At 55.4% G+C, this 17,577-nt stretch carries 13 protein-coding genes; 5 read left to right on the top strand and 8 right to left on the bottom strand.

What is annotated here, in order from left to right; translation table 11 throughout:
- Positions 1–71: 71 nt before the first annotated feature.
- Entirely contained in the window at positions 72–2,021 is a 1,950-nt protein-coding gene (gene acs, locus KF752_00890; protein MBX3420088.1) for an acetate--CoA ligase, read from the bottom strand.
- 369 nt (positions 2,022–2,390) lie between these two features.
- On the opposite strand from acs, the gene KF752_00885 reads away from it, so the two are divergent.
- Entirely contained in the window at positions 2,391–3,092 is a 702-nt protein-coding gene (locus tag KF752_00885) for a DUF1080 domain-containing protein (GenBank protein MBX3420087.1), read from the top strand.
- Here KF752_00885 and KF752_00880 read toward each other — a convergent pair.
- The 4 genes from KF752_00880 to KF752_00865 form a co-directional block, all read right to left on the bottom strand.
- Complete coding sequence (locus tag KF752_00880; protein MBX3420086.1) at positions 3,089–3,361, bottom strand: hypothetical protein; 273 nt, start codon at positions 3,359–3,361, stop codon at positions 3,089–3,091. The genes KF752_00885 and KF752_00880 overlap by 4 nt on opposite strands.
- A gap of 29 nt (positions 3,362–3,390) precedes the next feature.
- Entirely contained in the window at positions 3,391–5,679 is a 2,289-nt protein-coding gene (locus KF752_00875) for a VWA domain-containing protein (GenBank protein MBX3420085.1), read from the bottom strand.
- A gap of 442 nt (positions 5,680–6,121) precedes the next feature.
- On the bottom strand, positions 6,122–7,048 hold the full coding sequence (locus KF752_00870) for a thiamine-monophosphate kinase (GenBank protein ID MBX3420084.1): 927 nt from the start codon (positions 7,046–7,048) through the stop codon (positions 6,122–6,124).
- 124 nt (positions 7,049–7,172) lie between these two features.
- The gene (locus KF752_00865; GenBank protein MBX3420083.1) at positions 7,173–8,108 is read right to left on the bottom strand and encodes an RluA family pseudouridine synthase; all 936 of its coding nucleotides are present in this window, start codon (positions 8,106–8,108) and stop codon (positions 7,173–7,175) included.
- A gap of 225 nt (positions 8,109–8,333) precedes the next feature.
- Here KF752_00865 and KF752_00860 point away from each other — a divergent pair, with 225 nt between their 5' ends.
- Entirely contained in the window at positions 8,334–9,986 is a 1,653-nt protein-coding gene (locus KF752_00860) for a PQQ-binding-like beta-propeller repeat protein (protein ID MBX3420082.1), read from the top strand.
- 18 nt (positions 9,987–10,004) lie between these two features.
- On the opposite strand, the gene obgE is transcribed toward KF752_00860, so the two are convergent.
- The 3 genes from obgE to KF752_00845 form a co-directional block, all read right to left on the bottom strand.
- Entirely contained in the window at positions 10,005–11,021 is a 1,017-nt protein-coding gene (obgE, locus tag KF752_00855; protein ID MBX3420081.1) for a GTPase ObgE, read from the bottom strand.
- An 84-nt stretch (positions 11,022–11,105) separates the two neighbouring features.
- Complete coding sequence (gene rpmA, locus KF752_00850; protein ID MBX3420080.1) at positions 11,106–11,354, bottom strand: 50S ribosomal protein L27; 249 nt, start codon at positions 11,352–11,354, stop codon at positions 11,106–11,108.
- Between the two features lie 219 nt (positions 11,355–11,573).
- Entirely contained in the window at positions 11,574–12,851 is a 1,278-nt protein-coding gene (locus KF752_00845; GenBank protein ID MBX3420079.1) for a hypothetical protein, read from the bottom strand.
- 337 nt (positions 12,852–13,188) lie between these two features.
- Here KF752_00845 and KF752_00840 point away from each other — a divergent pair, with 337 nt between their 5' ends.
- From KF752_00840 to KF752_00830, 3 genes are all read left to right on the top strand, one after another.
- Positions 13,189–13,407, top strand: coding sequence for a hypothetical protein (locus tag KF752_00840; GenBank protein MBX3420078.1), 219 nt, complete (start codon positions 13,189–13,191; stop codon positions 13,405–13,407).
- Between the two features lie 163 nt (positions 13,408–13,570).
- Positions 13,571–14,701, top strand: a complete 1,131-nt coding sequence (carA, locus tag KF752_00835) for a glutamine-hydrolyzing carbamoyl-phosphate synthase small subunit (protein MBX3420077.1) — start codon at positions 13,571–13,573, stop codon at positions 14,699–14,701.
- Positions 14,702–14,785: 84 nt separating this feature from the next.
- Entirely contained in the window at positions 14,786–17,545 is a 2,760-nt protein-coding gene (locus KF752_00830) for an insulinase family protein (GenBank protein MBX3420076.1), read from the top strand.
- Positions 17,546–17,577: the final 32 nt, after the last annotated feature.

The following is a 17,577-nucleotide window of genomic DNA, read 5'->3' as shown; positions in this document are numbered from 1 at the left end:
TCTTTCGTATCCCATGGTGACAATCCGCTGGTTGGCAAACGATTCGCCGACAGGACCGCACGACCGTGCCGTCAGCCTTCATCGCCGCGCAGCTTAGCTAGTACCGTGTAATCCTCGAGCGTCGATGTGTCACCGGTCTGCGTCTTGCCAGCAGCAATATCGCGTAACAATCGCCGCATGATTTTGCCGCTGCGGGTTTTGGGAAGCGCATTGGTAAAGCGAATGTCGTCTGGCTGTGCCAAGGCTCCGATCTCTTTGCGAACGTGTCTCTTTAGTTCAGCACGAATCTCTTCGGACGCTTGGCCGCGCAGGGTTACAAAAGCCGCGATGGCTTGTCCCTTAATTTCGTCGGGCTTGCCCACCACGGCAGCTTCAGCAACAGCGGGGTGCGAGACCAGCGCGCTTTCGACTTCAATTGTGCTAAGACGATGGCCAGAGACATTAATTACATCGTCAATACGCCCCATGATCCAGTAGTAACCGTCGCTATCCAGCCTGGCGTTATCGCCGGTCAGATACATGCCGGGAACCTTGCTCCAGTATTGCTGTTGATAGCGCTCTTCGTCGCCCCAAATGCCGCGCAACATTCCGGGCCATGGTTGATCGATGCACAACATCCCGCCTCGACCCTGTGGCAGCGCTTGACCATCTTCGGAAACGATCTTGGGACTAATGCCCGGCAGTGGCTTGGTACAACTGCCGGGCTTGGTTGCAATCGCACCTGGCAACGGCGACATCATGATGCCGCCGGTCTCTGTCTGCCACCACGTATCGACGATTGGGCACCGTCCACCGCCAATCTTTTCGTGATACCACATCCACGCCTCGGGATTAATACCCTCTCCAACACTGCCCAGCAAGCGCAGACTGCTCAGGTCATGCTTGTCCACGTGCTGGTCGCCCCATTTAATGAAGGCGCGAATGGCGGTGGGTGCGGTGTACAAGATGGTCACGCGATATTTTTCGATCAACGCCCAAAAGCGATCCTCGGCAGGAAAGTTGGGAGCCCCTTCGTACATCAGAATCGTGGCACCTGCCGTCAATGGTCCGTAGACCACGTAGCTGTGTCCAGTAATCCAACCACAATCAGCCGTACACCAAAAGATATCTTCGTCACGATGATCAAAGACCCATTCGAATGTGCGCCGCGCGTAGAGGTTATATCCAGCGGTCGTATGACGAATGCCTTTCGGTTTTCCCGTCGATCCTGAGGTGTATAGAATGAACAACGGCGTTTCGCTATCCAGTTCGGAGGCAGGGCAATTGTCGCTGGCCTGGCGAATTAAGTCATGCCACCATAAGTCGCGACCCGACTGCATGCTGACCGTGTTGCCTACGCGGCGCAGCACGACACATTTTTCCACCGTAGGACTCTTGGCCAGGGCCTCGTCTACCGTCTCCTTCAGCGGTAGCACTTTGCCACGGCGATACAAGCCATCGCTGGTCAACTGTATTTTGGCCTGCGCATCATTATTGCGATCGGCGATAGCTTCGGCAGAAAACCCGGCGAAGATCACCGAGTGAACCGCGCCGATGCGCGCGCAGGCCAGCATGGCAATGACTAACTCGGGCGTCATCGGCATGTAAATGCTGACGACATCGCCCTGGCCAACGCCTAACCCCTTGAGCACATTGGCAAAACGACACACTTCAGCGTGCAGTTGGCGATAGGTCAGTTGCCGCGTGTCGCCCGGTTCTCCTTCATATAGGATGGCGATCTTATCACCTTTGCCCGCCGCCAAGTTGGCGTCCAAACAGTTGAAGCTGGCATTGGTCTTCCCATCCACAAACCACTTGGCCAGCGGAATCTGCCAATCCAATGTTTGCGTGAACGGCTTGAACCAGTGTAGATATTGCTTGGCTTCCTCGGCCCAGAACAGTTCGATATCGGCCGCCGCGCGATCGTAAAGCAGTTGGTATTCCTGACTGCTCTTGATACGTGCCCGAGCGCTGAATTCCGCAGACGGTGCGAACAGCCGCTTCTCCACCATGACCGAGTCAATTTCGCAGTGATCCGACATGAAGCTACCTACTTACTCTCTTAAGTTGCACTAAAGGCTGCGCGTATTCGCTCCGCTAGCGGTTTGCAGCACAGCTCCTCTCTGTGCCATGCCTGCAATCACCATCCGCTGCTGCATACGGCACACGGCAAGGCACATTGCGAGCCAACCATAGAACGCTTAACCCTCTATTCTAAGATTCTCACGACAACTGTGCAAACCGGCTGCCGCGTGTCACGACTGTCAAATGCCGCGACAATTCATCCCGTAACGACATTGGCTGGCTTGGAAACCGCCTTCGCTGGTTTACAATGAGCAGACTGGATATGCGACCAGATTTCCGAAGCCGACATCACCTTTTTGGCTAAACTAGCTTAAGGATTTTTATTAATGCGACGGGTACTGCCTTCCACATTACTTGCATTGTGCTTATGTCCAGTTCTACGAGGTCAAGAAGCATTTCGTGAACTGTTCAACGGAAAAGACCTCAGCGGTTGGGCGGGCGACCCGAGCCTATGGAGCGTAGAAGATGGTGCCATCACGGGTCGTACTTCGGCTGAGCAACCGATCAAGTCCAATACATTTCTGATTTGGAAGGCTGGCGAAGTAGCCGATTTTCAATTGGAACTCGAATATCGACTGACCGCTGGCGACGAAAAAAATCCCGGCGGCAATTCGGGCATCCAGTACCGCAGCCGCGTCGTGAATGAAGAGAAATTCATTGTTGGCGGATATCAGGCCGACATTGACCTCAATTTGACTTACTCGGGCATCAACTACGAGGAGCGCGGCCGCGGTATTCTGGCTCAACGCGGCGAGCGAGTTCGGATCGCTTCCGATGGCGAGAAGACTGTCGAGTCGATTGGTGATGCGGCTGAACTCGGAAAAAAGATTCACGCTGGTCAATGGAATCGATATCGCATCGTGGCCAAAGGCAACCAACTGAGCCACTACATTAACGACGTACTCATGTCAGAAACGATCGATGATCAAGCAACCAAGGCGGCCGAACGCGGTGTACTGGCTTTCCAGATTCACACCGGTCCTCCCATGGTCATTCAGTTCAAGCATGTCCGCTTAAAGAAGCTCTAGCGTTTCGGCCTACGACAACTCCGGCCAGCAGGAACACGCCCGACGAGCCATCTCGTCGGTGCCTCGGAGAGATCAACGCCGCACACCGCATGGGTGTTCTGAGACAGCACCTGGCTGGCAATGCTACTACCGCAGCCAATGTCCAGCACCATGCTTGGCTGCTGACCGCCGCGCCGCAGTAAATCGACCGACACTTGGCCACCGGCTTTGGCCAACTGGCCAAAGCCGGTGTCGTGAGCATAGGCTAAGTCCTGTCCGTAAACGGCCATCAGCGTCTACCGAAATCTCATGTGAGCAGCTATCGAATCCTAAAATACTGACCTCGAAGTTTAATCAGCATTTCCTCGCCGGGAAGCTGGCGAGCCAGTACAGCATTTTCATCGGGGCTGTTGGCAGCAACCAACTTGAAGTAGTCGTCGCTGAAACGCTCAACCGTCTGAATCTTGGACTGCTCGCGCTCCGGGTCGATATCGGTGGCATTGTCGGCTATCCACAGTGATCCGCGTCGATACAACGTTTGATTACCTGCGTTTTGAATCGAATTAGCTCGAACTGAATAGTGAACATCGGAACTGTCGGTAGCGCCGGCTGGTAGGGCTGCATTTCTGGCAGTACTGCCAAAACCGCCAGCCACGGGTGCCTGAGCAGCTTCACGCATTTGATTTTTGGCCTGCCGCTGCTCAAACGCCATCTGTCCATCCGCCAAGCTTAACTGCCGCAGTGAATCCTGGGCGCGCATCACATTGGCTTGGCGATCTGACAGCCCACTGGCAGGCTGCGTCTCATCCGCCAGAAACGAAGTGTAGGGAGTCATGATGCCGTGCTTAGTCGATAATCCAACCAATTCATCGATTAACTCGCGGTTTTGGCCATTCAAGTCCATTTCATCGATAATCTCCCCAATTCTTCGTGCAGCCCACAGTTTTTCGATGAATGCCATGCGTTGATCGGTGCCAGACGCTGCAAGATGCGAACTGAATTCCAGATTCGTCGTCTGCCCACCCGCTTGTCCCGCGATACGAACCTTAGCCGAGCCACTGTTTTTATAGCGGCCAACGACAACCAATTGATCACCGGCAAACAGGTCCAGCAACTCGCGCGGATACTGACGGTTGATTTGATTGGGTGATTGGCTTTGAACATCGTCCAGCAGCACGCTCAATGCCAGTCCGGTCATAACTGGTGCACTCATCCGTTGATACAGCCGACTGACCGATCGTTCGATGTCTTCATCGGGACGCACAAACTCACTGCGCCCAAAGTTGTCGCGGGACACGCGATCCAGCAGCCGCGAATTGACATCGTAGCCCACGCCAAAGCTGACGATCCGGGCGCGGTGCGGATTGTTCTGCCTGATCAATTGGCAAATCTTCATTTCATTAGTTTCACCAGCGGTGGGCAGGCCATCCGTCAGAAACACGATGTAGCTTGGCCGCTGGTCATCCTGAATCATCTGCAGAGCCGTGGTGAGAGCCCCGCTAATGTTGGTGCTGCCACCGGCATACAGGCCGTCAATGTAGTTCAACGCCGCTTGACGAGTCTGTTCGTCGAACCGCTGCAATTCGGGCCGAAACGACTCGACGCCATTGTCGTAGGCAACGATATTCAGCAAGTCGCCTTCGCGGAGATTATTCAGCATGAATCGCAGAGCACCTTTGGCCTGTTCGATTTTTTTGCCGGACATGCTGCCCGAGCGATCAACAACAAAAATGGTTGTTTTGGCAGTCACGGGTTGAGCTGTAGACGGAACCTCGGGGCTAGCCAGCAGTAGGAAATAGCCATCGTCATTGGCGTCGGGTCGATAGCTCAACAAGCTAGCTCCCACTTGCTGGTCCGCCGTGTCAAACAACAATCGGAAATCGCTGCTGGGAATTGTGGACTTTAGTTCGAGGCTCACCTGAGCATGGAAATCGTCGGATCTCTTAATGTCGACGGCGTGCGTGGGACTGTAAAGGCTCTTGATCTTGGCGGTGCTTTCAATGTTGACCGATAGCCGTAGCGACTGGATTGGCTGCGATGTGTAGCGCGCGGTGGCCAGCGGATAAAGCCAATCTGTCAGGCGATCACTGCGCGGTAGCAACTGGGTGAATTGGAATGTTACTTTACGCTGCGCACCCGGTGGCAGCGGGAAGACGCTGGTTTGAAACATCCCGCTGCCGATCCACTCCAGCAGCGCCGGGTCTTGATTGCGGCGCACATGGGCTTCATAGATTTGCCGAGCCTCCTTGGCGGGCAAGAGCTTTCCGGAATACTCTTTACCATCGACCATGAAAGTCATGTTGTCGATGATTCCATCGTGTGGCAACGGAAAGCAGAAGCTAACTTCCATCTGCACGTTTCCGGTGTTGACCAGTGTTTGTGAGACCTGCACACGTGCAATTTGGTCGTTGATCCGAGCGTCGATGGCCAACTCTTGGATCTTGTACGACGAGTGACGGTGGCTGGGCGGCTCCGGAATGATTGGCCGCGGCAGGGGAATCGGTCGGTCGCCAGAGGAGATAAACACGCCTTGGGCAGAGACGTCCACAGCAACCAACATGAGCCAACTCAGTGTGGCTGCCAGCATGAGACGGAGTCGAAGCATCATTAGTCTCCTTGTGGGGAATAGAGTCTTGTCAGCCAGAATAGTTTGACGGCGCAGGCCAGGAGCCACGCGATCGTTGGGTAACCGTTCAGGGGTTTGTCGAGTGGGACAAGCGGCCGAGCAAGTAGGACTTCAGTTCGAAAATTTCTCGACAAAGGCCATCTACTTTGGGGGCAGGTGACCCGCCCCGCGCTGACCCACCACGGGTGTGAACGGTTACATCGCTTCAACCGATGAGCCGTACTGGGAAGGGTAGACGACCGTCCAGTCAGATCAGTTCCCGAAAAAGAATTTACTCTCCAATCTGTGGGGGTGACGGGTGAGGCAAGTTCGCCGATCTACTTTGGCTCTAACCATTGTGTGAAGACTGCTGGATTCTCAAAAAAATTTCGGGACAACAGTTTCGGCTAGTGCCAACCCACCACACACGCACTGGCGACGGTAACTACTGCCCATGCACATAACCGGACGCAGGCAATTGTTCGATTCGGGAGCCTTGGCGTGACCACAATCCGGTACGGCTAGTAAATTGGCCGCACACTACCGGCCGACAAACACCTTCCAATCGACTGGACACTTGGGCAAGTCCCTCCGGTTCCACAGCCAGCAGCAATTCAAAATCTTCGCCATCGCCCAGGGCATGTTCCAGTGGCGACTTGTGATCGGACAAGGCCATTTCCTGAGCAGCTTGGCTGATCGGCACCTGCTCCAGATCGACAATTGCACCGCAGTTCGATGCATCGCACATCCGCAGCAGGTCGATACTCAGCCCATCGCTGATATCCATGGCGGCGTGAATAGCCGAGCTCTCGCGCAGTCGCCTGGCAACATCCAGTCGCGGTTGAAAATCCAGGTGCTTGCCCAACAAACTACCTCCCAGCGGACCCGTAACCAGCACAAGATCACCTGGCTTGGCCCCCGATCGAGTCCACACGGTTCCGCCAACCGACTTGCCGATGGCCGTCAAGTGCAATACCAGCGGACCATTCCAGCAATTGGTGTCACCACCAGCCAGCGCAATGCCATGCTGTTGGCACACATCGCAAACCGACTCGTACAGTTCAGCTGCCAACGCATCGACCGGCACTGCGTTGGGGCTGGAATTCGGCAAACACAGAGTCAAAAACACTGCTAAGGGCTCAGCCGCCATCGCAGCTAAGTCACTCAAGTTGACATTCACTAGCTTGCGACCAATTCGCGCTGCTGATGTTTCGCTCAGACGAAAATGCGTACCATCCATGAGCGAATCGGTCGTGACCACCCAGTCGTCCGCCCCCGCTGCCAGTACCGCCGCATCATCACCGATCCCCAACTTGACCTGCGGCAAACGTCGAGCCCGCACCTGAGCCCACGCCACGAACGACTGTTCCATTACCTCTTTCCAACCCTTTCCAATCCAAAGCACAAGTTTCTAAAGTTAGTTCTGTTGGCGGCTGATTATCCTACAGAGGCTGACCAACGCATTCCAGCGGCGCAAGCATTCAGGCGGCGTCGAACTACGTCTGCGCTCGCGGAGTTAACTTGCGTTTTAGATCGCGGAATTCTTGGGGCCAAGGGGCCACCAAGCGTAGAAGTTGCCCAGTTTGGGGATGCAGAATGGATAATGTTTCGGCATGTAGGGCGATGCGTTTGTAGGGCCACAGGCGATGCTGCGCTTCTTCCGGGCCGTATCTTGGGTCACCTAAAATCGGATGCCCGTGCTCGGCCAAGTGAACGCGTATCTGATTGCGTCGTCCAGTTTCCAGGCGAACTTCTAGTTGCGTTATGTCGCGCCAACGCTCGATGACTCGATAATGGGTGATGGCCAATTCACCGGCTTGCGGATTGTCTGATGAATAGCGTGTTAGCTGTTCATTGGTAGCCAGGTAATTACGGATCGTTCCCTGATCTTCAGCCACCTGCCCGCTGACAAACGCCGTGTACAGTCGCTGCGGCTTGCGACTGGCAAATTGCGTTCGCAACAGATCGGCTACCGGATACGTCTTGGCGAATACCAAGAGTCCAGATACCAACCGGTCCAGTCGATGGACACAGACAGCCATGGCACCAGGCTGTTGACGGTTGAGCCAGCCGCGCAGTTGACTTTGCAGCGTGTTGGATTCGCCTTTCGTCGTGGGGACAGTCAGCACTCCCGCCGGTTTATTGACAACAACAAAATCGGCATCATCGTAAACGATTTCAAACCGCTGAACCTGTCGAGTCTTGATGGTGCGAATCTTGATGGGTTGCGGAGCGTAGTCGATTTCCAGCATGTCGCCGACTTGCAGATGCTGATGCCCATGCAGAAGAATGCGCCCGCGACACGAAACGGCATGTTCATGAACAAGCTGCTGAGCCACTGTTCGCTTCACCTTCAAGGCGGCTTGCACCACGCCCAGCACGGTTCGCGCTGGAAAGGGAATCTGCTCGGTGACGGTAAATTGAACAATCAAGTGCAGGAGGCTCGCGGTAGTGGATAATCTGCTGGCCGGGGGCCCCTCAGTATACTGACAAGCCGCCAGAATTGCTGCCCACGAATTAGGTTCAAGGCGTTTGCCATCACCTTTACGTGAGCCAAGTCTGTGTTTATGGTGGGGGATCGTTGGCCAAGCAGTTTAGGCTGCCGGTTGACGAGCAGCACGGACTTTCATCCACAGCGCTAGAACGATTGCGACCTTATGACACCGATCACGCGTTTTCGAGTTTTGTTCAGTAGTTGGTTTCTGGCAGCTTTAACTTGCTGGACCATAGGCTTTACCAACGCTCAGTACGATGCCGTCGCCGAGACACGCAAGCTGATTTCCCAATTCAGCGTCGGCCAGGCCGACTGGCCGCAAATGGGCGGTTCCTCGCTCCGCAATTGTGTTGGTGGAGCAGCCAATATTCCGACCCAATGGGACGTGGCGTCGGGCGACAACATTATATGGTCGGTTCCATTGGGTTCGACGACCTACGGAAATCCGGTAGTGGCCAATGGTCGAGTGTTCGTCGGAACCAACAACGGTGGGGGCTATGTGGCCCGGTATCCCAAGACGACAGACTTGGGTGTCCTGCTGTGCTTTTCCGAACAAGATGGAAAATTTCTGTGGCAGCACTCCAGTGAAAAACTGGAGTCGGGCAAGAAACACGACTGGCCCGACCAAGGTATCTGTTCAACGCCGTTAGTGGACGGCGAGCGGCTGTGGTATGTGACCAGTCGCGGCGAAGTGGCCTGCCTGGACACCAATGGCTTTTACGACCGGAAAAACGATGGTGCCAAGGGAGAGCCCAATGAAAACACCGACGAAGCCGACGTGATCTGGACATATAACATGATGGACTCATTGGGCGTCTCGCAGCGCTACATGGCCAACTGCTCAGTGACTTGTGCCGGCCCACTGCTGTTTGTTTGTACATCCCAAGGCGTGGACGAGCAGAACAACACAGATGATGCCCCAAGCCTGATTTGTTTGAATCGCGATACTGGCACTTTGGTATGGTCCGACAACACGCCTAGCCTGCGCGTACTGCATGGGCAATGGTCCTCACCCGCCTACGCGGTGCTTGGCGGAGTCGGTCAAGTTCTATTCGGTGCTGGCGATGGCTGGCTGTATTCGTTTGATGCCCAAGGTGACCATGGAAAAGCTAAACTGTTGTGGAAATTCGATTGTAATCCCAAGGATTCGCGGTACGTTGCGGGTGGTTCGGGCAATCGCAATCACATCATTGCACCACCCGTTGTTTATGACGACCGTGTGTACATGGCTGTAGGCGAGGATCCCGAATACGGTGAAGGACCAGGGCATCTCTGGTGTATCGAACCGACCAAACGCGGTGACGTGAGTCCCACGTTGGTCTTCAACCAAGCTGACCCCAGTACGCCCATCGCGCCCAAGCGGCTGCAAGCCCTGGTTGAGGCCGATGGTGACATCGAGCGCGACAATCCCAATTCGGCCATGATCTGGCATTATCAAGGTTCGAACCCCCAAGAATTCGAATCCACAATGCACCGCGCTTGCGGCGGACCGACGATTAAAGATGACTTGTTATTGATCGCCGATTTCAGCGGTCTGGTACACTGCTTGGATGCTAAATCCGGGCAACCTCACTGGACTCATGACATGTTCGCTGCTTGTTGGGCGGCACCAGCCATCGTGGACGACGTTGCTTACATTAGTGATGAAGATGGTGATATCGCCATCTTCAAATTAAGTACCGAGAAAGAACTGCTGGGCGAATGGAATATGGAGAGCGCCGTCTACACTACTCCCACCATTGCCAACCAGCGGATGTTCATTTCGACTCGCAATCGCCTATTTGCCATCGGTCAAAAACCGGCGGATGATAAGTAACCACTGCCGCGCTGAACGCTAGGACGATGTCGCCCGGTCCGCGCTTACCTGCTGGTCCAATTGCTGCGCGACGCGATAGATCAAATCGCTCAGCCCCTGACCGGTGACCGCGCTGATCAGTAAGACGTCGCGACCGGTGGCAGCTTTCAGTCTGGCGTGAGCTTCTGCCGCTTCGGGTAATTCAGCTTTGCTAATCACCACGATTTCAGGTCGTTCGGCGAGTTGCTGGCTGTACTGGTGAAGTTCGTGGCGGATGACTTGGTAGTTATGCACCGGATCTGAGCCGTCCATCGGCATCGGTTCGACGAGATGTACTAGAATTCCAGCGCGCATGATGTGTCGCAGGAAATCGTGGCCCAAGCCGGCACCGCCGGCAGCGCCCTCGATCAGGCCGGGAATGTCGGCCATGACCAGCGAGCGTTGCAGGTCGACCGTGACCAAGCCCAGATTGGGGTACTTGGTGGTAAATGGGTAGTTGGCGATTTCGGGTCGTGCCCGCGACAGGCGGCTTAACAGCGTGCTCTTGCCCGCATTGGGCAGGCCTACCAGCCCTACGTCGGCAATGACCTTCAGCTCGAAGATGACTCGGCGCTGTTCACCCTTGGCACCTTTGGTCGCCTCGCGCGGGGCTTGATTAGTCGAGTGCTTGAAGTGCGTATTGCCTTTGCCTCCCCGACCGCCGCGAGCAATTGTCACGCGTTGGCCGTCGGTCACTAAATCGCAGATCGTCATGCCGCTGGCCAAGTCCATAATCATTGTGCCCGGAGGAACTTCAATAATCAAATCCTCGCCGTTACGGCCATGGCGATCTGATCCCAGTCCCGGGTATCCGTTTTCGGCTCGCCAGTGCTTGCGATGAGCAAAAGCGACCAGACTATTGACGCCTTCGCGAGCGACGACAATCACGCTACCACCGTCGCCGCCATCACCACCGCTGGGGCCGCCCAGCGGCACGTATTTTTCGCGACGAAAGGCCACGCAACCGTCCCCGCCACGGCCCGCTAGGATTTCTACTTCAGCTCGATCTACGAACATGGATAGGTCGGACCAGATGGAGCCAATGCCGGCATCGGCTGCCTGCGATAAATGATGTCCGACGCGCGTTGAAGAAGCTACAAGCTAGTTTGCGGTGCGAACGTTGATTCGCTTGCCTTCTTGGTCAAAGTAAACTTCACCTTCGACCAAAGAATACAGCGTGTAATCTTTGCCAGTGCCCACGTTGCGGCCAGCGCGAAACTTGGTACCAACCTGGCGGACAAGGATGGAGCCAGCTTGAGCGGCTTGACCGCCATACAGCTTCACCCCGCGGCGTTGAGCGTTACTGTCGCGCCCGTTGCGCGTTGAACCTTGACCTTTTTTATGTGCCATGACAAATCATCCCAAACTGCGACAACGACGACTAAATCCCCTGGCGCGACCAGTAGCTCCATTCAAATTCCGGATAGCTACGCCCGCCAGAGCGTGGACGGAACCTAACCCCGCCTTCTGGCGAAGGTAGCTAACCGACCATTATGGTGAAGGTCGCTACCAGATCGTTCTGGCCAAGGCAGTGACTACATAACTACCGGCCCAGAGGAAGCAGAAATCTTAGCGATAGGTCCAGAAGTAATCAAGTCGTTCTTTCAGCCCATATTGCTCCAGAACATACTCCTGTTGGCGCTCATCGCCTGCTAATTCAGCCTTGCGAATGACTTCGCCCAGCGGAATGGCTCGATCAACCACCTTGACTCCAATCCCCAGTTGCCGCTGGATAGCGTCCTGGATGGTCTTTTCCTGGCCCGTCGCCTGTAGTGAAAAAACGGCTCCACCCGCCAAACCATAGGTCCGAATCCGCTCCGCGCCCAAACCGTGCAGACTTTGGGCGATCTCTTTGATCAATTCCTGGGACCGAAGTTGCACTTCGCCGCCACTGACGATCGACAATTCGTACTCTCGATTGGCGATCGCCCGTTTCAACTCTTCTCGCAAACCGTCAACGCGATTGACGGCCGGAACTCCGTAACGAATCTGATCCTCCTGCTCTTCAAGCAGGTCACCGGGACGGAAGAAATTCAGTACCAAAATCTTCTGCAAGTATTGGAGCTGGTCAGCTTCTTGGACGATCTGCTGGGCATTGGTCAGCCCTCGGACTTCGACTGAAAAATAATCGACGCGCGAGTCGATGTCCGCCCAAGTGGCAACCCCCCATACAGCCTGATCGTCAGCCGGATCGCTGATGGAGATCTTTTGGCGCTGAATGGACAACGAATCATACAGCGGCTGGCCAATGCGCTCTTTGGCTTCGATCGCAGGTAAGGCTGCGGGCAGGACTTGGTCCAGCGTCCGCTGCTGGACTTTGCCCTTGGCCTGAAACGTAAAATTGGGCATGAAACGGACCCAACTGGTGGCTACCGTGTCGGGAGTTTCAAATGTCTGGTTGTCGAACTGATCCAGTTTCGGAGCCGGACGATAATCGTTGCCCAAATAGCGAACACGGTAAATCAAATACCAAATCAGTTTGCGCTGCGGGCCAGCTTCGGTGGGCAAAGTGACTTCGATCATGCGCACCGGTTTGAAAGCGAACTCCAAGCAGTGAACCGTTCCTCGGAAAGTAACGCCTTTTAGTTGTTGGAGCGCCGTCTGCGTAACCGGCTCTTCATTGGGCGTCCAATTCAGTTGTTCGCCATCGCTTCCCAACGCGATATCCACGGGCCCCTGAAAGGTTTCGCCATACTCCATGGCCGGGGCAATCACATGCAGCGCGTCAGGGGCCAGTTGTCGGCCGCGTGTGGTCGCCTGAAGCTGCGCGTCAACGCTTTGAGACGGCAGAAACAGTCCGGCCACAGCCATCGCTTGTAGAACTTGCTTTACGATCTTGAAACTCATCAGTATCCGGCTGCTACCTCTATCTCAAAGTTCAAAGGGGGGGCACGTCACAACACGTTTCGTGGCCCAGTTTGGTCTCAACAGCTCATTTCCAGTCTAGTTGCCGCATTGGCGGCACCATAGGATTTCAGGGCTGAAACCTGGCAAAACAGCCTCCGGGTCCGATTATAACGACAGCAGCCGGAATTCGGTTGGCATTTGCTTCAGGATTCTGGTGTGGCCGACCAGATGGCAATCAACTTGACGGGCTGGACGGTCGGATTAGGCTAGGACAGCGCCCCGATGGCCGCAAAGAAACGGCCTGAAAGGGTTGGTGTTTTTTCCAGGAGCATCTACGTTGTTAATCGAAATCTTCTGGGTGCTGTTCATGGTCGGCTTGGTGGCGACAACTGTGGTGGTTTCGCTGCAGGAACGAAAGGCTCGGCAAGCAAAACTGGCCCCTGCACGGGCTGCGGCGGTTGACCAGTCGCAGGCTGTCGGCTCGGCAGAGCCCGAAGACCCACTGGCGGTCAGTCTGGATGAGAACGTTGAATTCAATCCGGACGATTTCAAATAGCTGGTGTGGGCTGTTGGACCGGTCGCGAATTTCTCTTTAGACCCCAGTTTCGCTGGCGATACGCAAGGCTTCTCGGTTTCGACGAAACTTCGTATACTAGCCCCCCGACAAGGCTCGCAGGTGTGCAGGCCAACGTTGAGTGAAATTACGGGGGAATTCATTGGTGCGTCTTAGAGCAAATGCAGCGTTGGCGCTGGAAGACGGGACCGTTTTTCGTGGCTACAGCATTGGAGCTGACGGCCAAAGTACCGGCGAGGTGGTGTTTAACACTTCGATGACCGGCTACCAAGAGATTTTGACCGATCCCAGCTACCGCGGTCAGATCGTCACGATGACCTATACCGAAATCGGCAATTACGGAACGAACCAACTGGACTGTGAGAGCCATCAACCACAGGTCGCCGGTTTTGTCGTCCGCTCCGATAGTCGCATCTCCAGTAACTTCCGCTCCGAACGCGGACTGGGGGATTACCTCAAGGCGCACAACATCGTGGCGCTAGCCGGCATCGACACGCGCGCACTGGTACGCCACATCCGCAGCCAAGGCGCTCTTCAGGGTGTCGTGACTACCGGTGACCTTGACGATAAGAGCTTAGTAGACATTGCCAACAGCAGTCCACGTTTGGTTGGCCGCGATTTGGTGCGTGAGGTAATTCCGCAACGGGCGCGGGTTTGGAATGAAGCCCTCTATCAAATAGCGGCTAACTCATACAATCAAGCACAGAGTCTCGACAACTGGCCGCACATCGTCTGCCTAGACTTTGGAATGAAATGGAATATCGCCCGCCATCTGTGCGCTCGCGGACATCGCGTCACCATCCTGCCAGGCACTGCTACGGCCGACGAAGTATTGGCTCAGCAACCCGATGGAATTTTTTTGTCCAATGGTCCTGGCGACCCCGAGCCGCTGGAATACGCCATTTCAACGATTCGACAGCTGGTGGGACAGCGCCCCATGTTTGGCATTTGCCTTGGACATCAACTGCTCAGCTTGGCGTGCGGTGCCAAGACCTACAAACTCAAGTTTGGTCACCGTGGCAGCAATCAACCGGTGCTGAACCTCGATACGGGCCGTATCGAGATCACTTCACAAAACCATGGCTTTGCCGTTGAAGAACTGGGTCTGCCCAGTTGCTTGCGCATTACGCATCGCAATCTGAACGACGATACAATTGCCGGAGTGCGGCATGTCGACGCGCCAGCGTTTTCCGTTCAGTACCACCCAGAAGCTTCAGCCGGGCCGCACGACAGCGAATATCTCTTTGATCAGTTCGCAGCGATGGTACGGAAGTAGTTCTGCCGCTGGCGGGTTAAATTCGGCCGCCCCGCCGGTATTGTGCTCTCAGCTGTGCGGCTGTGCGTCGTAAAGGACTAGAACGTGCAACGTCACTGGTTGTTGGGAGCTGCTGGATCGCTACTGGCATCCGGCTGGTTGGCCTGTGTGGGAACCCTGTGGGCGCAAGTTGTCATGCCAAGTCAGATTACATCCATCGAAGGAATTACCGAGTACCGCCTGGAAAATGGTGCTCAAGTGCTATTGCTCCCTGACCCCAGCAAGTCGGTGGTGACCGTCAATATGACCGTCTTTGTGGGCTCGCGGCACGAGGGCTACGGTGAAGCCGGGATGGCACACTTGCTGGAGCACATGCTCTTCAAAGGCACGCCGTCGCACGCGAACATTCCCGAGTTACTCAAGAATCGTGGAGCCGATTTTAATGGCACGACTTGGTTGGATCGCACGAACTACTTCGAAACGTTGCCCGCCGCATCGCCCAAGCAGTCGGCGGAAAATCTGGAGTTCGCCATCTTCCTGGAGGCCGATCGGCTGATGAATAGCCGCGTGCTGGGCGAGGACCTGGCATCGGAAATGACCGTCGTCCGCAGCGAATTTGAGCGTGGCGAGAATAGCCCGCGCAGCGTATTGATGCAACGCGTTCAATCGGTGGCTTACGACTGGCACAATTACGGTAAGTCCACAATCGGCAATCGTAGCGATATCGAGCGTGTGCCTATCGACAAGCTGCAAGGCTTCTATCGCAAGTATTATCGGCCCGACAACGTGATGCTGGTGGTGGCCGGGAATTTCAAACCAGAACAGGCCCTTGAGCTAATCGGCAAGTATTTTGGAGCACTGCCGTCCAGCCAAACTCCGCTAGATAGAACCTATACCGTCGAACCGGCACGCGATGGCGAACGCAGCGTCGTTCTGCGACGCGTCGGCAACGCCCAATATGTGTGCGCTGGATATCACGTTCCACCGGGATCCAGCCGCGAATTTGCAGCGATTGAAATGTTGACTACGATGTTTGGCACCGAGCCTGCGGGACGTCTATATCAAGATTTAGTCGTGCCAGAACTGGCTACCGGTGTCACGACCGGCTGTTTTAGCTTACGCGATCCCGGCCTGGCCATCTTTGAAGTACAGGTTCCCACCGAAAAATCGCTTGAAGTTGCTCAGGAGGCTCTGCTGCGTTCGGTCGAAGGTGTGACCAATAAACCGATTACCGAGGAAGAGCTTGCCCGTGCCAAAAACGAATTCACGCGCTCACGAAGATTGCGCGGCTCCGATACATCGGCGATCGCTGTTGAACTGAGCGAATGGGCCGCTCAAGGCGATTGGCGACTGTATTTTCTATTTCGCGATTACGTCCAGGAGCTAACGGCTGAAGAGTGTACTGCAGTGGCACGGCGCTATTTTGTCCGCAACAACCGAACATTGGGCCTGTTCATCCCCACGGAAAAGCCCGAAAGAGTTACCATCCCGGCACCGCCCAATCTGCAGGAATTATTGGCGGATTACAAGGGACTGGGCGAGGTCGAGCACGGGGAGCAGTTTGATCCCGATCCGCTGGCCATCGAGGCGGCCACACTCCGCAAACAGTTGCGTTGCGGACTGAAGGCCGCCTGCCTGCCCAAAAAGACTCGCGGAAAAATTGTTCGTCTGCAACTCAACCTGCGATTTGGCAACGAACAATCATTGGCTCCGTATGTGACCGCCGGCGAGTTCTTGCCAGAACTGCTGATGCGCGGCACCCAGTCGCTAGATTACCAGCAGTTGCAAGATCGCCTGAGCCACTTGCAGACGCACATTACCGCGTCGGGGACAGCGGGGCTGGTGAGCCTGGACGTGGAAACATCGCGGCCATTTTTGGCGGAGGTTTTGCCGCTGTTGATCGATATCGTGCGCCGGCCACGCTTGGCCGCCGAGGAGCTTGAGGTGCTTCGCCGTCAGGCAATCGCCGCTACCCAGTCGCGGATGACCGATCCCAATGCGCTGGCCGGAGTAGCCATGCGCCGCGCACTAGCACCGTTTGACTCGACCAATATACGTTACGTGCCAACGCTGGCTGAACGAATCGAGCGCTATCAGCAAGTGTCGGTTGATCAATTGGCCGAACTGCATCGCACACACTTCAGTAGCCAGTACGGTGAAATTGCCGCAGTAGGTGATTTTGATGCTGATGAGTTGTTGTCGCAATTGGATGAGTTGCTTAAGGGCTGGTCCAGCGATATTGCCTTCCAACGCATTGCCCAAGAGGCGCAAACACAAGTCGCCGGCCAGCAACAGGAGATTCTCACGCCCGACAAAGCTAATGCAGTTTATTACGCGAGTTTGCAAACGGCGCTGCGCGACGATGATCCGGATTATCCCGGTCTGGTCATCGGCAACTATGTGCTGGGCGGTGGAGCGCTGTCGTCGCGCTTGGGAGATCGCGTGCGGCAGAAAGAAGGCTTGTCGTATGCGATTGGCTCCAGTTTCAATTCTCACCCCATTGACCGCCGCGGCAGTTTTACCGTCTTTGCCATTACCAATCCGGCCAATCGCGATGCCGTTTCAAAAGCGATTGCCGAGGAGCTGAATAAGCTGCTGTCCGACGGAATCACAGACGACGAATTGGCAGCCGCCCGAGACGGTTATTTGCACAGTGAACAGCTCAATCGCAGCCACGACGAGAACCTGGTCGGCCTGCTGGCCAGTACGATCTTTGCCAGCCGCGACCTGAGCTATTACGCGAACTTCGAGCATGCTATCCGCAGTTTGACGAGGCAGCAGGTTCTGCAGGCCTTGCAACAGCACCTTGATCCAAATCGACTAGTTATCATCACCGCCGGCGACTTCGCCGCCAAGTCGGAGTAGCACGAGACGCGCGCTAGTTATAGAAGACATCG

The organism is Pirellulaceae bacterium (assembly GCA_019636385.1).
In the GTDB taxonomy this organism is placed as follows: Bacteria; Planctomycetota; Planctomycetia; order Pirellulales; family Pirellulaceae; genus Aureliella.
Note: the sequence above shows the minus strand (reverse complement) of the source record. Positions and strands in the feature narration are given on the sequence as shown.